Genomic DNA, 14,830 nt, shown 5'->3' with positions numbered 1-14,830 from the left:
GGAGGTGGAATTATATTTCCGATGATAGTATACAATCTTGACAGAACAGATAATATTATGCGAGTCTTTTCAGAAGAATCTGTTGAAAGTGCACGCCGGGGCTAGCGAGGCTGCGGACCAAATGATGATGCCCAGGATCAGAGGGAAAAGTGGACACGGCTGATTACATCATCGTTGGGGCAGGGGCCGCGGGCTGCGTTCTCGCTTCTCGGCTGACCGAGGACGCGGGCACCGAGGTGCTGCTTCTCGAGGCAGGCGGTTCGGATCGCGGTCTGCTGATCGCGATGCCTGCCGCCATTCCCTTCGTCTACCAGAACAAGGCGCTGAACTGGGGCGAGCAGGCCGGGCCCGAGCCCTGGCTGGACGGGCTGATGATCGACGAGAAGCGCGGCCGGGTGGTGGGTGGATCGACCTCGATCAATGCGATGATCTTCAACCGCGGCAACCCGCGCGACTTCGACGGCTGGCGCGACCAGGGCCTGCCGGGCTGGGGCTGGGGCGATGTCCTGCCTTATTTCCGCAAGATGGAAACCTTCGCCGAGGGCGCCAATGAGACGCGCGGCGGCGACGGGCCGCTGCAGATCAGCCGGGCACCGGCCCGGCATCCGCTGTTCGACGTCTACATGCGCTCGGGCGAACAGGCGGGCTATCCGCGCCCGGCCGATCACAATTCGGGCGAGCAGGAAGGCATGCATATCGCGCAGGTGCTGATCGGCAAGGGCCGCCGCTGCAGCGCCAGCGATGCCTATCTGAAGCCCGCGCAGAACCGGCGCAACCTGCACCTGCGCACCGGCGCCCATGTCGCGCGCATCCTGTTTCGCGGCGACCGCGCCGTCGGCGTCGAGCTGACGAATGGCGAGACGCTGATGGCCGGCAAGGAGGTCATCGTTGCGGCCAGCACCGTGGGCGCGGCCAAGCTGCTGCTGCTGTCGGGCGTGGGTCCGGCGGACGAGCTGCGCCAGCTTGGACTGCCGGTGGTGCTGGATCAGCCCAATGTCGGGCGCAATCTGGAAAACCATCCCGGCGTGAACCTGCAATATGCGGCCCGGCGCGAGGACACGCTGGTCGCCGAACTGGGGCTGATCGGCCAGGCGCGGCTGGGGCTGGAATGGCTGCTGTTCCGGCGCGGGCTGGGGGCCTCGAACTTCTTCGAGGCGGGCGCCTTCCTCAAGACCCATGACGGGGCAGATTACGCCAATCTCCAGCTGGAATTCCTGCCATTGGCGCGGCGCGTGGTGAACGGCAAGGTCAAGGTCTTTCCCGGCTTCCAGTTGTGGATGGACCTGTCCCGTCCGACTTCGCGCGGCTATGTCCGGCTGCGCTCGGCCGATCCGCACGCCGCGCCCGAGATCGTCTTCAACCACATGCAGACCGAGGCGGACCGCAAGGATCTGATCCGCTCGGTCAGGCTGGCGCGCGATCTGTTCTCGCAACCCGCCTGGGAGGGAATCCGCGGCGAGGAGGTCAGTCCCGGCGCCTCGGCCCAAACCGATGCCGAGATCCTCGATTGGGCGAAGCGCGCCATCGGCACCAGCTATCATCCCTCGGGCACATGCCGCATGAGCGCATCGCCTGCGGACGGCGTGGTCGATGCCTGCGGGCTGGTTCACGGACTGTCCGGCCTGCGCATCGTCTGCACCGCGATCATGCCGCGGGTGACGACGGGCAATCTCAGCGCCCCCACCTACATGATCGCCGAGAAGCTCGCCGATGCGATTCGCGGCCGGGCCCCGTTTCAATCCCAAGGCCGCCCGGCGGCAAAGGAGCAGTGATGACAGTCGAAACCATCCCCATGCTGATCGGTGGCGAATGGGTCGAGGGCGCCACCGGCGCGACCATTCCTGTGATCAATCCGGCGACGGAAGAGGTCATCGCGAACCTGGCCCATGCGGCGCCTGCCGATCTGGACCGGGCGCTGGATGCCGCCGACCGCGCCTGGCGCTCGTGGAAGGATACCACTGCCGCCCATCGCGCCGAAGTCCTGGCCCGCGCCGCGCAACTGATCCGGGAGCGGCAGGACGAGATCGCCCGCATCCTGACCGCCGAGAACGGCAAGAGCCTGGCGGAAGCGGCGGGAGAGGTCGGCTTCTGCGCCGATGCGGTGCTATGGTATGCCGAAGAGGCCAAGCGCGCCTATGGCCGCGTGGTTCCGGCGCGGGCGACCGATGTGCGCCAGCTGGTGCTGCGCGAGCCGGTGGGTGTCGCGCTCGGCTTTGCGGCCTGGAACTTCCCCGGCGGCAATGTGGCGCTGAAGATGGCGGCGGCGCTGGCGGCCGGCTGCAGCATCATCGTCAAGCCCTCGGACGAAACCCCGGCCACGGCCATCGCCATCGGCCGCTGCTTCGTCGATGCGGGTGTGCCGGCGGGGGCGCTGAATATCGTGCATGGCGTGCCGTCCGAGGTCTCTGAACACCTGATCGCCTCGCCCATCCCCCGCAAGGTCTCGCTGACCGGCTCGACCCCGGTGGGCAAGCTGCTGCAGCGCATGGCGGCGGATACGATGAAACGCTGCACGATGGAGCTTGGCGGTCATGCCCCGGTCCTGGTCTTTGCCGATGCCGATCTCGACAATGCGGTCGAGCGGCTGGTGGCGGCGAAATTCCGCAATGCCGGGCAGGTCTGCACCTCGCCCACCCGCTTCTTCGTGCATCGCGACATCTTCGACCGCTTTGTTGACGCGTTTGTTGAGCGCAGCAGGCAGGTCACCGTCGGCAATGGCGCCGAGGGGGCGCAGATGGGGCCGATGATCACCGAAAAGCGCCGCGAGGCGATCGCCTCGCTGGTGGCCGATGCCGTCGAACGCGGCGCTGAACTGCGTCTGGGTGGCGAGGCCCTCGAGGGGCCGGGGTATTTCTATGCGCCGACGGTGCTGGCCAACGTGCCCGATGACGCGCGGCTGATGCATGAGGAGCCGTTCGGCCCGGTGGCGGCCTTCGTGCCCTTCGACGACGTCGACGCCGTGATCGCGCGCGCGAATGCGCTGCCTTATGGGTTGGCCGCCTATGTGTTCTCGCAATCGCCCGGCACCATCGCGCGCGCCTCGGCGGCACTGGAGGCCGGGGCCGTGGGGATCAACCACACCTCGGTCCACGAGGCGGAAACGCCCTTCGGCGGCATCAAGGAATCCGGCTACGGCGCCGAAAGCGGCATGGAAGGCCTCGACGCCTATCTGCGCACCAAGATGGTTTCGGAAAAATTTCTCTAAGGACCGACAAGATGAAAACGGATGTGGCAATCATTGGTGGCGGCGCCATGGGCTCGGCAGTCGCCTATTACATCAGGACGATGGACCCGAGCGTTCGCGTCACGGTGATCGAACGCGACCCGACCTACGAGATCGCCTCGACGCCGCGTGCCTCGGGCGGGGTTCGGCGGCTGTTCTCTCTTCCTGAAAATATAGAGTTGTCAAACTATTCCATTCCCTTCTTCGAGAATTTCTCGCAGACCATGGCGATCGATGGGCAACCCGCCGAGATCGGTTTCAAGAAGGGCGGCTATATCTTCATCGTCCCCCGTCGGCGACCGATATGCTGAAGGAGAATTACGATACCGAGCAGAGCCTCGGCTGCAACGTGATCTGGCTGGAGCCGGACGAGATCAAGCACCGTTTCCCGTCCATGTATGTCGGCGACCTTGGCGCCGCCGTACTTTCGCCCGATGACGGATGGCTGGACCCGCATTCCGTGCTGATGGGCTTTCGCAAGAAGGCCCAATCGCTCGGCGCCGAGTTTCTGGCCGAGGAAGTGACGGGGCTGGAACGGCAGGGGGCGCAGGTCACCGCGATCACCTGCGCATCCGGCCTGCGGATCGAGGCCGGGCATGTCGTGAACGCCGCCGGTGCCTGGGCCAAGGAACCTTGTGCCATGCTGGGCTTCAGCGTGCCGATCGAGCCGCTGCGCCGCTTCGAGCATTATTTCGAATCCGAAGACCCCATCGAGCCGCTGCCTTATCTCAAGGATCCCGAACGGCTGGCCTTCCGCCCAGAGGGCAAGGGCTATTCCGGCGGCGTGCCGACCCTGCTGGAGCCGCGCGGCTACAATATGGAGCCCGATCACGACTATTTCGAGAACGTGGTCTGGCCGGCGCTCGCCCACCGTTTCCCGCAATTCGAGAAGACGAAATGCAAGGCGACGTTGCCGGGCCTGTATGACCAGAACGATTTCGACGGCAATGTCATCATCGGTCCCGGTGCCGACGGATTGGGCAACTTTCACATGCTGGCCGGGTTCTCCGGTCACGGGCTGATGCATGCTCCGGGCTGTGGCCGGGCGATGGCCGAACTGATCCTGAAGGGGCGATACGAGACCATCGACCTGTCCCGTCTGGGCTGGCAGCGACTGCTCGACAACAAGCCTCTGCTGGAACGCGGCATCATCTGATCGCACACTTGCGCGAATGCACATCCCGGATGGCCTTGGACCCATCCGGGATGTTGTTTATTTCGGCAGAACGCATCATATTTGGAGAAATATTATACGTTCATAGGTAGGAGCGATTGGATGTCAGGCAACAAGGCGACGCAGGTGACGGCAGAGCCCATTTACGACGCGCTCAAATCCGCGATCATGGCAGGGGATCTGCTGCCGGGAGAACCTTTGCGCCAGGATGAGATTGCCCGCAACCACGGAGTCAGCAAGATCCCGGTGCGCGAGGCGCTGCTGCGCCTGGAGGTCGATGGTTTCGTGACCTTTCGCAAGAACAAGGGGGCGACGGTGCGGGAATTGACGCCGCACGAAATCCTCAACCTGCTGGACATCCGTGTGGCGCTGGAATGCAAGGCGCTGGAACTCGCCATCCCGCACATGGTCCATTCGGATTTCGACAAGGCGGACAGGATCCTTGCCGAATATGGGGAAAGCACGGATATCTCGACCTGGAGCGATCTGAATGTCCGCTTTCATCAGGCGCTTTACGACCCCTGCGACAACCCGCTGCTGCTTCAGATGATCGACGATCTGCGCGCCCGTATCGGCCCCGTGACCCGCCTGCTGGTTACCGAGACCTCTGGTCTAGAAAGGCCGCATCAGGAACATCACCGGATTCTGGATGCCTGCAAGGCCGGCGAGGTCGAGAAAGCCGTCGATCTGATGCGCCAGCATATCGAGACGACGAAGAAGGAAACCGCCGCGCGATTGCGCCGCAGGTGAACTTCTGCCCGCTTTTCCGGCGCTATTCCGCGCCGTAATCCTCTCCGAAGAACTGGCGCATGAAGGCGGGGCCGTCTGTTGTGACGAAGTCGCGGAACTCGCGCGCGGCCGGGCCGAGCGTCTTGCGGCGCGGATAGACCACGAACCAGTCGCGCAGCTGCGGCATGCCGTCGACGCTCAAGACGCTCAGCTTGCCGGCCTGCCGCTCCAGCGCGATGGTGTGGGCGGAGAGGAAGGCCAGCCCCATGTTCGCCATCACCGCCTGCTTGATGTTGGCGTTGCTGTCCATCTCCTGCGCCGGCGGCAGCGGCAGGCCGGCCTCGCGGAAGAAATGCTCATGCACCATGCGGGTGCCCGAGCCGCTTTCGCGCACCAGGAAGCGGTGCATGACCAGATCGGCGCGGCGGATGCGGCGAAAGCGGGTCAGCGGATGCTCGGGATTGCTGATCAGCACGTAAGGGTGCTTGGCGAATTGGTGGGCCGTGACCTCGATCCGCCGCGGCGGGCGGCCCATCAGCGCCAGGTCGGCCCGGTCCTCCTGCAACTGGGCGATCACGCCGTCGCGGTTGGCGATGCTGATCTCGACCTGCGCCGCGGGGCGCTGGCGCAGGAATTGCTGCACCAGCTGCGGGCCGAAGTTCCGCGCCGTCGAGACCATCGCCACCCGCACCTGGTTGTCCAGCCGGCCCTGCATCTGCTCGACGACATGCACCGCCTCGCGCAGGGTCTCGGCCAGCCGCTCGGCATAGGGAACCAGGGCGGTGGCGGTCTGGGTCGGCTGCACCGAGCGGCCGTCCTTGACGAACAGCGTGGCGCCAAGCGCCTCGGCCAGCCGGCTCATCTGCATCGAGACCGCGGGAGGCGACAGCGACAGCTTTTCGGCCGCGCGGTTGAAGCTGCGGCTTTCGACGGCGGCCAGGAAGATCTGCATCTGCCGCAAGGTGATCTTTTCGCCGGCCTCGTCCAATCCGCATCCCCGTATTGCCCCGGTTGAACTGGTGGCGCGTCAGCCGGGCGCGGTCAAGTCCGGCTTGCGGGTAAAGAAGTCGTTGCCCTTGTCGTCGGTGACGACGAAGGCGGGGAAATCCTCGACCCGGATGCGCCAGACCGCCTCCATGCCGAACTCGGCAAAATCGAGCACCTCCACGCTTTTGATCACGTCGCGGCCCAGCACCGCCGCGGCGCCGCCGACCGATCCCAGGTAGAAGCCGCCATGCCGCTTGCAGCTGGCCACCACCTCGGGGGCGCGGTTGCCCTTGGCGATCATCACCCTTGACGCGCCCTGCGCCTGAAGCTCGGGCACATAGGGGTCCATGCGCGCCGCCGTGGTCGGCCCGAAGGAACCCGAGGCATGGCCCTGCGGCGTCCGGGCCGGGCCGGCGTAATAGACCGGATGGTCGCGCAGATAGCCGGGCAATGGCTTGCCCTCGCGCATCAATCGCGCCAGTTCGGCATGGACCAGGTCGCGGGCCACGATCATCGTGCCCGACATCAGCACCGGCGTGCCGACCGTGAGCTGCGACAGCGCCGCGCAGATCGCATCCATCGGCTGGTCAAGGTCGATGCGCGCGGGCGCCGCCCCGCCCGTGCCGCCCTCGGGCAGGAAGCGGGCCGGGTCGCGCTCCAGCGCCTCCAGCCAGAGCCCGTCGCGGTCGATGCGGCCGCGGATCTGCCGGTCGGCCGAGCAGCTGACCCCCATGCCGACCGGCAGGCTGCCGCCATGGCGGGGCAGGCGGATCACCCGCACGTCATGGCAGAAATACTTGCCGCCGAATTGTGCGCCCAGCCCCATGGCGCGGGTCAGGCCGAGGATCTGGCCCTCCAGTTCCAGGTCGCGGAAGGCGCGGCCGTCCGGGCTGCCGGTCGTCGGCAGGCCGTCGAGTTCGCGCGCCGAGGCCAGCTTGACGGTCTTGAGGCATTGCTCGGCCGACAGCCCGCCGATGACGATGGCCAGGTGATAGGGCGGGCAGGCCGTGGTCCCCAGTGTGCGGATCCTTTCGTCGAAAAAGGCCAGCAGCCGCTCGGGCTCCAGCAGGCGGCGGGTCTGCTGGAACAGGAAGGTCTTGTTGGCCGAGCCGCCGCCCTTGGCCATGAACAGCAGTTCCAGCGCGTCCCCGCCCACGGCCTCGATGTCGATCTGCGCGGGCAGGTTGGTGCCGGTGTTCTTCTCCTCATACATGGTCAGCGGCGCCATCTGCGAAAACCGCAGGTTGCGGCTGGCCCAGGTGTCGCGGATGCCGTCGCTGAGCGCCTGGTGCAAGTCGCCCCGGACCAGCAGGTTCTGACCCTTCTTGCCGGTGACGATGGCGGTGCCGGTGTCCTGGCAGCTGGGAAATTCCCGCCCGGCCGCGATCACCGCGTTCTTGATCAGCTCCAGCGCCACGTAGCGGTCGTTCTGCGACGCCTCGGGATCGTCGAGGATGGCGCACAGCTGCGCCAGGTGGCCGGGGCGCAGCAGGTGCGAGACATCGCCGAAGGCGGCGACGGTCAGCCGGCGGATCGCCTCGGCCGAGACGCGCAGGAAGCACTCGTCGCCGACCCGCATCTCCGTCAGCCCGTCGGTGCCGAGGTGGCGGAAGGGTGTCTCGGCAAGCTGGACCATCCGGGTCATGCCGTCTCTCCGATCCGGGCGAATTCGGCGCGGATGGCGGCGCTGTGCTCGCCCAAGCCCGGGACGCGGCCCAGATGCGGGGTCTCGGGCTCGAAGCTGTGGCGGACGGGCGGGGCGACCAGATGCGCCTCGGCCCCGTCCTCCAGCGTGACCGGGGCGCGGCGCAGTTGCGGATGCTGGGCGAAGCGCTCCACCGAATTGACCGCGCCATAGGCGATGGCGGCTTCGCGCAGCAGGGATTCCAGCTCGGCCCGGCTGCGGGCGGCGAAGAATCCGGCGACGATGGCGTCCAGCGCGGCGCGGTTCGCGACCCGCCGCGCGGCGTCGCAGAAACGCGGGTCGCGGGCCAGCTCGGGCCGGCCGAAGACGCCCTCGCAGAGGCTGGCCCATTCGCGCTCGTTCTGGACCGAGATCGCCAGCACCTCGCCATCGGCGGTGCGAAAGCCGCCATAGGGCGCGATCGAGGGATGGTGCAGCCCGGCCGGCTGCGGCGCCTTGCCAGCATAGACCGCATGCATCAGCGGCACGGTCATCCAGTCGGCGGCGGTGTCGAAGAGCGACAGCTTCACCGCGCTGCCCTCGCCGGTGATGCTGCGGGCGTAAAGCGCCTTCTGGATGCCGATGACCGCGTTCATGCCGGCGCCGATGTCGCAGACCGAGACGCCGATGCGGCCGGGATGGCCCGGCGCGCCGTTGACCGCCACCAGCCCGCTTTCGCATTGCACCAGGAAGTCATAGGCCTTCATGTCGCGGTATGCGCCGTCCTCGCCATAGCCGCTGATGTCGCAGATGATCAGCCGCGGATTGCGCCGGCGCAGCGCCTCGGATCCGAAGCCCGCGCGGGCGACGGCGCCGGGGGCGAGGTTCTGGATGAACACATCCGCCCGGTCGAGGATGTCGTGCAGCAGCGCCGCGTCCCGCGTGTCCTTGATGTCCAGGCACAGGCTTTCCTTGCCGTGGTTGGCCCAGGCGAAATAAGAGGCCGTGCCCTTGACCGCGCTGTCGTATTGGCGGGCGAAATCGCCGGTCTCGCGCTCGATCTTGATGACCCGCGCGCCGCCCCGGGCGAAATGGCACGAGGCCAGCGGTGCCGCCACCGCCTGTTCCAGCGAGACGACCAGCAGGCCGGCATAGGGTTGCAGAGGTGTGGCCGTCATCAGCTTGCGCGCCTCGTTTCCAGCACCGCGAGGACGCGGTTCATCTCGTTGGCGACGATGGTCATGCCTTCGTCGAAGCCCATGCCGGGCTTGACCAGCACCCGGTCGGGCCGGGTGGCGAGCGCGGCATGCAGGCAGGCGCGGGCCGAGATGTCGGTCTCGTTGCAGGTGCCGCCCTGATAGGCTTCGACGCCGCGGGCCTTGCAATAAAGCACCGCATCGATGGTGTTGTGGATGCCGCCCAGGTCGGGGGTCTTGATCTGCACCATGTCGCAGCAGCCGGAATCGACGAAATCGACCACATCCTGATAGGTGTTGCACCATTCGTCGGCGACGATCCTGACATTGCTTCGCCGCGCCGCCAGCGCCTTGCGGATCGCGGCGAGCAGCGCGATCTGCCCCGGCTTCGAGCCCGCATCCGCCGGCCCCTCGATATAAAGCCGGAAGGGTGCGGCGCGCTTTTCCAGCGAGGCCAGATAATCCGCGATGCGTTCGGCGTCGTTCTGGAAGATCAGCCCGACGGTGCCATAGACATCGATATGCAGCACCGGGTTGTAGGAGGCGTCAGAGCGCAGGCTGCGGATGCGCTGCGACAGCCAGCCGACATATTCGGCGAGCTTGGCGCCGGTCTCGCCCAGTTTCTTTTCCACGTTGTTGATCAGCCCGTGCGGCAGCGCATCGACGCGCTTCAGGATCATCTTGTCCACCGCCGCATAGCGGTCGTCGCCGCTTTGCCCGAACAGCGACAGCGGCGCCGCCACCACCGGCAGATCCCATTCGTCGCAGATGACCTGGAACTTCATCCGTCCCGTGGCCCTGGCGGTCGCGTCCAGCAGCGCCTGCGACAGGCCGTAGCGGATCGCGGTATGCAGCGGCCGGCCCTCGACCTCGAGTGCATCGAAGAAGGCGGCATTGTCGCGAAAGCTGCCGACCGCGCGCCCTTCCAGCAGCGGCGCCAGATGCCGGCGCAGCAGCGGGATGAAGCGGGCGGCGGTGAACAGCGGATCGCGTCCGCCGGCGCCGGAATATTGCACGGCGGCGCAATCGCCCTCGGCGATCTGGCCGTTCTCCAGCTCCAGCAGGATCGAGATGCTTTCGCCGCGCTGGCGGATGCCGTCGAAGCCGCCGGTCAGCGGCGCGCCGCTATAGACGAACCCGTCCATGGGCGCGCCGGCCTTGATGGCCGCCTGGTCGTCGAAATAGAACGAGGCGAAGCCCGGCGCGAAATGGACTTTCCTGATGTGCATGTGATGTCTCTCGGCTTGTCTGGAGTGTCAGGCGGCGGGGCGGCCGACCAGCTTGCTGGCAGAGATGGCGCGGACATCGTCCACCACCATGTTGAACGAGGCCTCGCGGCCCTCGGCGCGGGCGCGTTCGGCGATCTTGTCGCGGTGCCAGGCCAGCACGTCGCGGGGCAGGGGCACGTTGCCCGCGTCATAGATGCGGATGGCGCCGTGATTGTCGCGCACCGGCGTCAGCTTGCCCAGATTGGCGGCGGCGGGCGCGAAGGGGATGTCCATGACGCCCACGCGGAAGGCCTCGACCGCGCCGCGGGCGATGTCGCCGCGACCCAGCTTCAGGATCTGGCGCATGACGGCATGGACCTCGGCCTCGATGATCTCGACCTCGGCATTGATCTCGGGGCCATCGACGCGGTTCTGGTCGGCGATCATGTTGACCATCTGCCGCGTCGCCTTCAGCCCGGCCTGGTTGGCCTCCATGGTCGGCACGCCGCTGGCTTCGTGCGGGGTCTTGACGATGATCTTGGTGGCGCGGGCCTGCTTGGCGACCAGCGCCCCCAGGCAGATCACCGCCGTCGCCTGCGCCTCGTCCTCGGGGAAACCGCCCATCCATTGGTGGAAGACGGTGGTCAGCTGGTAATCGCCATAGCCCGCGTTCAGGAAGTAGTGATGCGCCAGCTTGCGCAAGGACCGCAGCGCGGCGATGTCCTGCACCAGGTTGCCGGCCTGGCCGTACCCCAGCGTCAGGCACCTGACCCCCTGTTCCAGCGCCAGAAGTCCTTCGAGGATCGCCACCACATGCGAGACGAAGGGCGGCACCAAGGTACCGGTCAGCGGGCCGAAGGGCTCGCGGTTGATGCGGATGCCGGCCTCTTCGTAGCGGCCGACCAGCCGGTCGCAATATTGCCAGTGCCGGATCGAGCGTTCCAGCGGCACGCGCTTGGCATAGGGGATGTTGTAGGAGATCCCGCCGCCCTCATAGCTGGAAAACCCGGCGCAAAGCGTGATCTCGGCCAGCAGCCGGGCATCGGGCGTGCCGTGCCGGACCTGCACCGGCTTTTCCACCGCCTCGACCAGCCGCCGGCAGCCGTCGACGCCATGGTTGACCGCCGGAAAGCCGTTCAGCAGCGAGGTGCCTGCCGCGCGCGAGCGGTCGATGCCTTCCTGCGCCTCGGCATAGCGGTTGTGGCGGGTATAGGCGTCGATGGTCGTCGGCAGCACGTCGCAATGGGGGGCAAGCCCGTTCAGCAGCACGATATGTTCGCGCAGCAGGGCCACCCCGGCGCGGGGTTGCAGCAGGGTGCGGTTCTCGGCATCGGCGCGGCTGAGCGCCAGCGGGAAGCGCTTGGCCTCGGGCAGCGCCTCCTGCAGGCGCACGCCGGCGTCGAAATCGACATCGGGGCCGGTGGACCAGGTCTGCAGCACCTCGCGGCGCTCGGCGTCGAATGTGGCGTCGTCCAGGCGGGTATTGGTGATCTCGGTCATGGGTTCGGAAATGCTGGATCAGGCCGACAGGCGTTCGGTGATGCCGAAGGCGGCGGAGTTGTGGCCATAGGCCAGCGGGCGGCGGCTCTGGATGTCGGTCTTGAGCAGCTCGACCACATCCTCGAGCCGCACGGTCGGCGGAAACACCCGGTCGAAGCCCATCTCGAGGAAACGCTGCTCGACCTCGGCGAAGGCGCGCTTGCCGATCACCAGGTTGCCGCCGACATAAAGCAGGATCTCGCCCAGCCCGCGCTCCTCGCAGCGATCGCGCAAGCCCTGGCAGTCGATCTCGCCATGGCCATAGATCGACGAGACGAGGATGGCATCGGCCCTTTCCTCGATGGCAGCCTGGATGAACTCGTCCTGGCTGACCATGACGCCCAGGTTCACCACCTCGATACCGTTCCGGCTCAGCACGGCGGTGATGATCTTGTTGCCGACCGCATGGCAATCGGCGCCGATGACCCCCAGGATGACCCGGTATTCCGAGACCGCCTCCAGCATGGTTCCTCCCCTTCGCAATGAACCTGCGCCGAGGGGTAGGGGAATCACCCCCGTTGGGTCAAGTTTTGTGAATGAACATTATTGACAGGTAATAAATATTTATCTTTTTCGTGCCGGCCGCTTATGCAGGCCTGCATCGCAGGCATGGGACCGATCCGTGAAATGCTGGCCATTTCCATCCACCGACATGATGTTGCCGGTGATCGCCGGGCTGGCAGGCGGCCTCGGGCAGCTGTTCGAGCTTTTCGGCCAGCATGCTCGACATCGGCGCCGGCATCGATCAACAGCCTGACGGTGCGCGCAGCACGAAGCCCTATCACTGCACTCTGTCACAGAACCCTGTCGGCTATCCAGATGACTTGCCTTATGATGGCAAGGACCGCTACCATCCTTGCCAGCCACAGATCTGTTGTTGCTCGCTTCTTGCCCATGATGTGCTCCTGCTTCGCTGCAGGGCCATCATGGGATGCGATTCGGCGTTGATATATGTTGGCCTTCCACAGGCCCAGAACGAAGAAGCCCCGCCGGAGCGGGGCGGTGTCGTTACCGCATGTTCAACTGCGTTCCTAGAAGGCCCCCAGAATCGTTGCAATCCATAGTGCCAATCACTATGTTGATGGCAAGGATTGGGCTTTTCCCGGTCGACTAGGGGGCTCCGGCATGTCTGGGGCCTCCTCGTTCATGGGAATGTCTTCCGATTCCTGATTTTCGGGGCGATGATATCGAAAGCCCTGTTGGCTTGCTGAGGGCGCAGCACATTTATCGCTATAGGTCTGGCCGTCAGGTCTGCGAGTTGCAAGCCAACTGAGTTCTCTGATTTCTTTGAGAAAATTGGTTGAAAATCAACATCTCCAAAGTTTCGATTGACCCTGACCTGCCACGGGATTTTTCCTCCAGATGCGATTAGAGTCCGGCCCAACTTGAGGACGGACAATGAAGCGAACGCGATTTACGGACGAGCAGATCATCAGCATCCTGGCCGAGCATGAGGCCGGTGCGAAGTGTGCCGATCTGTGCCGCAAGCACGGCATGTCGGAAGGCACCTTTTACAACTGGAAGGCCAAGTTCGGCGGCATGACCGTGTCGGAGGCGAAGCGGCTAAAGGCGCTCGAGGACGAGAACGCGAAGCTGAAGAAGCTGCTGGCCGAACAGATGCTCGACCTGGCGGCAATGAAGGACCTGGTTTCAAAAAAGTGGTAGGGCCCGCCGTGAAGCGCGAAGCCGTCGCATATCTGCAGGCTGAGCACGGCCTGTCGGAACGACGGGCCTGCCTCATCGCCGGTGCGGATCGGAAGATGATCCGCTATCAGTCACAACGCCGGCCCGACACGGAATTGCGTGGGCGGCTGCGAGAGCTCGCCAATGAGCGCCGTCGGTTCGGCTATCGGCGACTCTTCATCCTGTTGCGACGCGAGGGGGAGCCTTCCGGGATCAATCGGGTCTACCGTTTGTATCGCGAGGAAGGGTTGACGGTGCGCAAACGGAAGGCTCGGCGCAAAGCCATCGGGACACGGGCGCCGATCCTGGTCGAGGCGCGGCCCAATGCACGCTGGTCGCTGGATTTCGTCCATGACCAGTTCGATTGCGGGCGAAGATTCCGGGTGCTGAACATCGTCGATGACGTGACCCGGGAATGCTTGGCGGCAATCCCCGACACGTCGATTTCAGGCCGAAGGGTGGCACGGGAGTTGACCGCGCTGATCGAACGGCGTGGTCGACCCGGCATGATCGTATCCGACAACGGAACAGAGCTGACCTCGAATGCCATTCTGAAGTGGTGCGCCGAGCACGAGATCGAGTGGCATTACATCGCGCCGGGCAAACCTATGCAGAATGGCTTCGTGGAAAGTTTCAATGGGCGGATGCGGGACGAGTTGCTCAATGAGACCATGTTCCGCAATCTGGCTCACGCTCGCGTCGTAATCGCGGCTTGGGTGACCGACTACAACACCGATCGCCCGCATTCGGCCTTGGGTTACCAGACCCCAGTCGACTATGCGCGCACCCTGACCACCGCAATCGCCCGCCCCGCTGCGCGAGATGAAAGCTCCGCGCGTCGGGCGATTGCTCAATCCGCGCCGATTGGCGTAAATAGCAACCGGGCTCCAGTTGCCGCTGGATGAAAGTTCAGGGGCAGGTCAACCCAACCCCAGTCTCGTTCTCCGGCGACAACCCTGCGGAACTCCAGTTCCAGATCCCGATCTTCGGACGGGCCCCTGCACTCGAATACCACGTGCGTTGTCTTGTTGGTCTGCTGAACCTCCCTACAAAACAGCAAGAGCCGCTCAAGGCAGAATTGTAAGGCGAGCCTATATGGGCTCCACGGTCGAGGATACCGCGCCACAAGCCCGTGCTTGTCGATCACCGATGCGATGATCTGGAATGGGGCATCGGCCATGATCTGGGACAGATCAGACATAAAGGCCGCTCTGACGTTTGGATCCGTGCGCAGAAAAGCGAAGTCGCCCTTAGTTTTCCGAATTTCGTGCTCGTGAAGAACGATGGAGTCGTGGCCCCAATACTTGAATTTGAGCCCCTGAACCGCTGGGATGATTTTCTCGCAATAGTCCTTCTTCTTGATTACACAAAATGCCAGCGAGAAGGCCGGGAACTCCGGGTCGATGGAGGTGAGGCTGTGGTCGCCGCTCTCGTCAACAAATACAATGTAATCAGAATATTCCACGA

At 65.1% G+C, this 14,830-nt stretch carries 12 protein-coding genes and 1 pseudogene; 5 read left to right on the top strand and 8 right to left on the bottom strand.

Going from position 1 to position 14,830, the window contains the following annotated elements; translation table 11 throughout:
• Window positions 1–149: 149 nt before the first annotated feature.
• The 4 genes and pseudogenes from ACNKFW_RS07025 to ACNKFW_RS07010 all read left to right on the top strand — a co-directional run bounded on the left by ACNKFW_RS07025 (window position 150) and on the right by ACNKFW_RS07010 (window position 5,147).
• On the top strand, window positions 150–1,772 hold the full coding sequence (locus ACNKFW_RS07025; protein ID WP_147427982.1) for a GMC family oxidoreductase: 1,623 nt from the start codon (window positions 150–152) through the stop codon (window positions 1,770–1,772).
• On the top strand, window positions 1,772–3,205 hold the full coding sequence (locus tag ACNKFW_RS07020; RefSeq protein ID WP_147427983.1) for an NAD-dependent succinate-semialdehyde dehydrogenase: 1,434 nt from the start codon (window positions 1,772–1,774) through the stop codon (window positions 3,203–3,205). The genes ACNKFW_RS07025 and ACNKFW_RS07020 overlap by 1 nt, the downstream gene beginning before the upstream one ends.
• 11 nt (window positions 3,206–3,216) lie before the next feature.
• Window positions 3,217–4,379: pseudogene (locus ACNKFW_RS07015) on the top strand (NAD(P)/FAD-dependent oxidoreductase).
• An 81-nt stretch (window positions 4,380–4,460) separates the two neighbouring features.
• On the top strand, window positions 4,461–5,147 hold the full coding sequence (locus ACNKFW_RS07010; protein ID WP_244314590.1) for a GntR family transcriptional regulator: 687 nt from the start codon (window positions 4,461–4,463) through the stop codon (window positions 5,145–5,147).
• A gap of 22 nt (window positions 5,148–5,169) precedes the next feature.
• Here the strand turns inward: ACNKFW_RS07010 and ACNKFW_RS07005 are convergent, their stop codons facing one another.
• From ACNKFW_RS07005 to ACNKFW_RS06975, 7 genes are all read right to left on the bottom strand, one after another.
• Window positions 5,170–6,114, bottom strand: coding sequence for a LysR family transcriptional regulator (locus ACNKFW_RS07005; RefSeq protein WP_051419838.1), 945 nt, complete (start codon window positions 6,112–6,114; stop codon window positions 5,170–5,172).
• 39 nt (window positions 6,115–6,153) lie between these two features.
• Window positions 6,154–7,758 (bottom strand): FumA C-terminus/TtdB family hydratase beta subunit, encoded by a 1,605-nt coding sequence (locus ACNKFW_RS07000; protein ID WP_167521773.1) that lies wholly within the window; start codon window positions 7,756–7,758, stop codon window positions 6,154–6,156.
• Window positions 7,755–8,915, bottom strand: a complete 1,161-nt coding sequence (locus tag ACNKFW_RS06995; RefSeq protein WP_167521772.1) for a CaiB/BaiF CoA transferase family protein — start codon at window positions 8,913–8,915, stop codon at window positions 7,755–7,757. The genes ACNKFW_RS07000 and ACNKFW_RS06995 overlap by 4 nt, the downstream gene beginning before the upstream one ends.
• Window positions 8,915–10,162: a methylaspartate ammonia-lyase gene (locus tag ACNKFW_RS06990; protein WP_147427985.1), complete on the bottom strand. Its 1,248-nt coding sequence runs from the start codon at window positions 10,160–10,162 to the stop codon at window positions 8,915–8,917. The genes ACNKFW_RS06995 and ACNKFW_RS06990 overlap by 1 nt, the downstream gene beginning before the upstream one ends.
• A 27-nt stretch (window positions 10,163–10,189) precedes the next feature.
• Window positions 10,190–11,641, bottom strand: coding sequence for a methylaspartate mutase subunit E (locus tag ACNKFW_RS06985; protein WP_147427986.1), 1,452 nt, complete (start codon window positions 11,639–11,641; stop codon window positions 10,190–10,192).
• Window positions 11,642–11,659: 18 nt separating this feature from the next.
• Window positions 11,660–12,145 (bottom strand): methylaspartate mutase subunit S, encoded by a 486-nt coding sequence (glmS, locus tag ACNKFW_RS06980; protein WP_051419836.1) that lies wholly within the window; start codon window positions 12,143–12,145, stop codon window positions 11,660–11,662.
• 679 nt (window positions 12,146–12,824) lie between these two features.
• Window positions 12,825–13,064 (bottom strand): DUF3800 domain-containing protein, encoded by a 240-nt coding sequence (locus ACNKFW_RS06975; protein ID WP_418024829.1) that lies wholly within the window; start codon window positions 13,062–13,064, stop codon window positions 12,825–12,827.
• A gap of 14 nt (window positions 13,065–13,078) precedes the next feature.
• On the opposite strand from ACNKFW_RS06975, the gene ACNKFW_RS06970 reads away from it, so the two are divergent.
• Window positions 13,079–14,268 (top strand): IS3 family transposase gene (locus tag ACNKFW_RS06970; protein WP_418024099.1). Its coding sequence is split into 2 segments (ribosomal slippage): window positions 13,079–13,331 and window positions 13,331–14,268, totalling 1,191 coding nucleotides; the frame shifts between segments, so codons are not numbered across the junction.
• Here ACNKFW_RS06970 and ACNKFW_RS06965 read toward each other — a convergent pair.
• Window positions 14,214–14,828, bottom strand: coding sequence for a DUF3800 domain-containing protein (locus ACNKFW_RS06965; protein WP_418024098.1), 615 nt, complete (start codon window positions 14,826–14,828; stop codon window positions 14,214–14,216). The genes ACNKFW_RS06970 and ACNKFW_RS06965 overlap by 55 nt on opposite strands.
• Between the last annotated feature and the right edge of the window lie 2 nt (window positions 14,829–14,830).

Source organism: Paracoccus sp. TD-10, from assembly GCF_048270675.1.
Taxonomy (GTDB): Bacteria; Pseudomonadota; Alphaproteobacteria; order Rhodobacterales; family Rhodobacteraceae; genus Paracoccus; species Paracoccus pantotrophus.
This window is presented reverse-complemented; position numbering and strand designations above follow the sequence as displayed.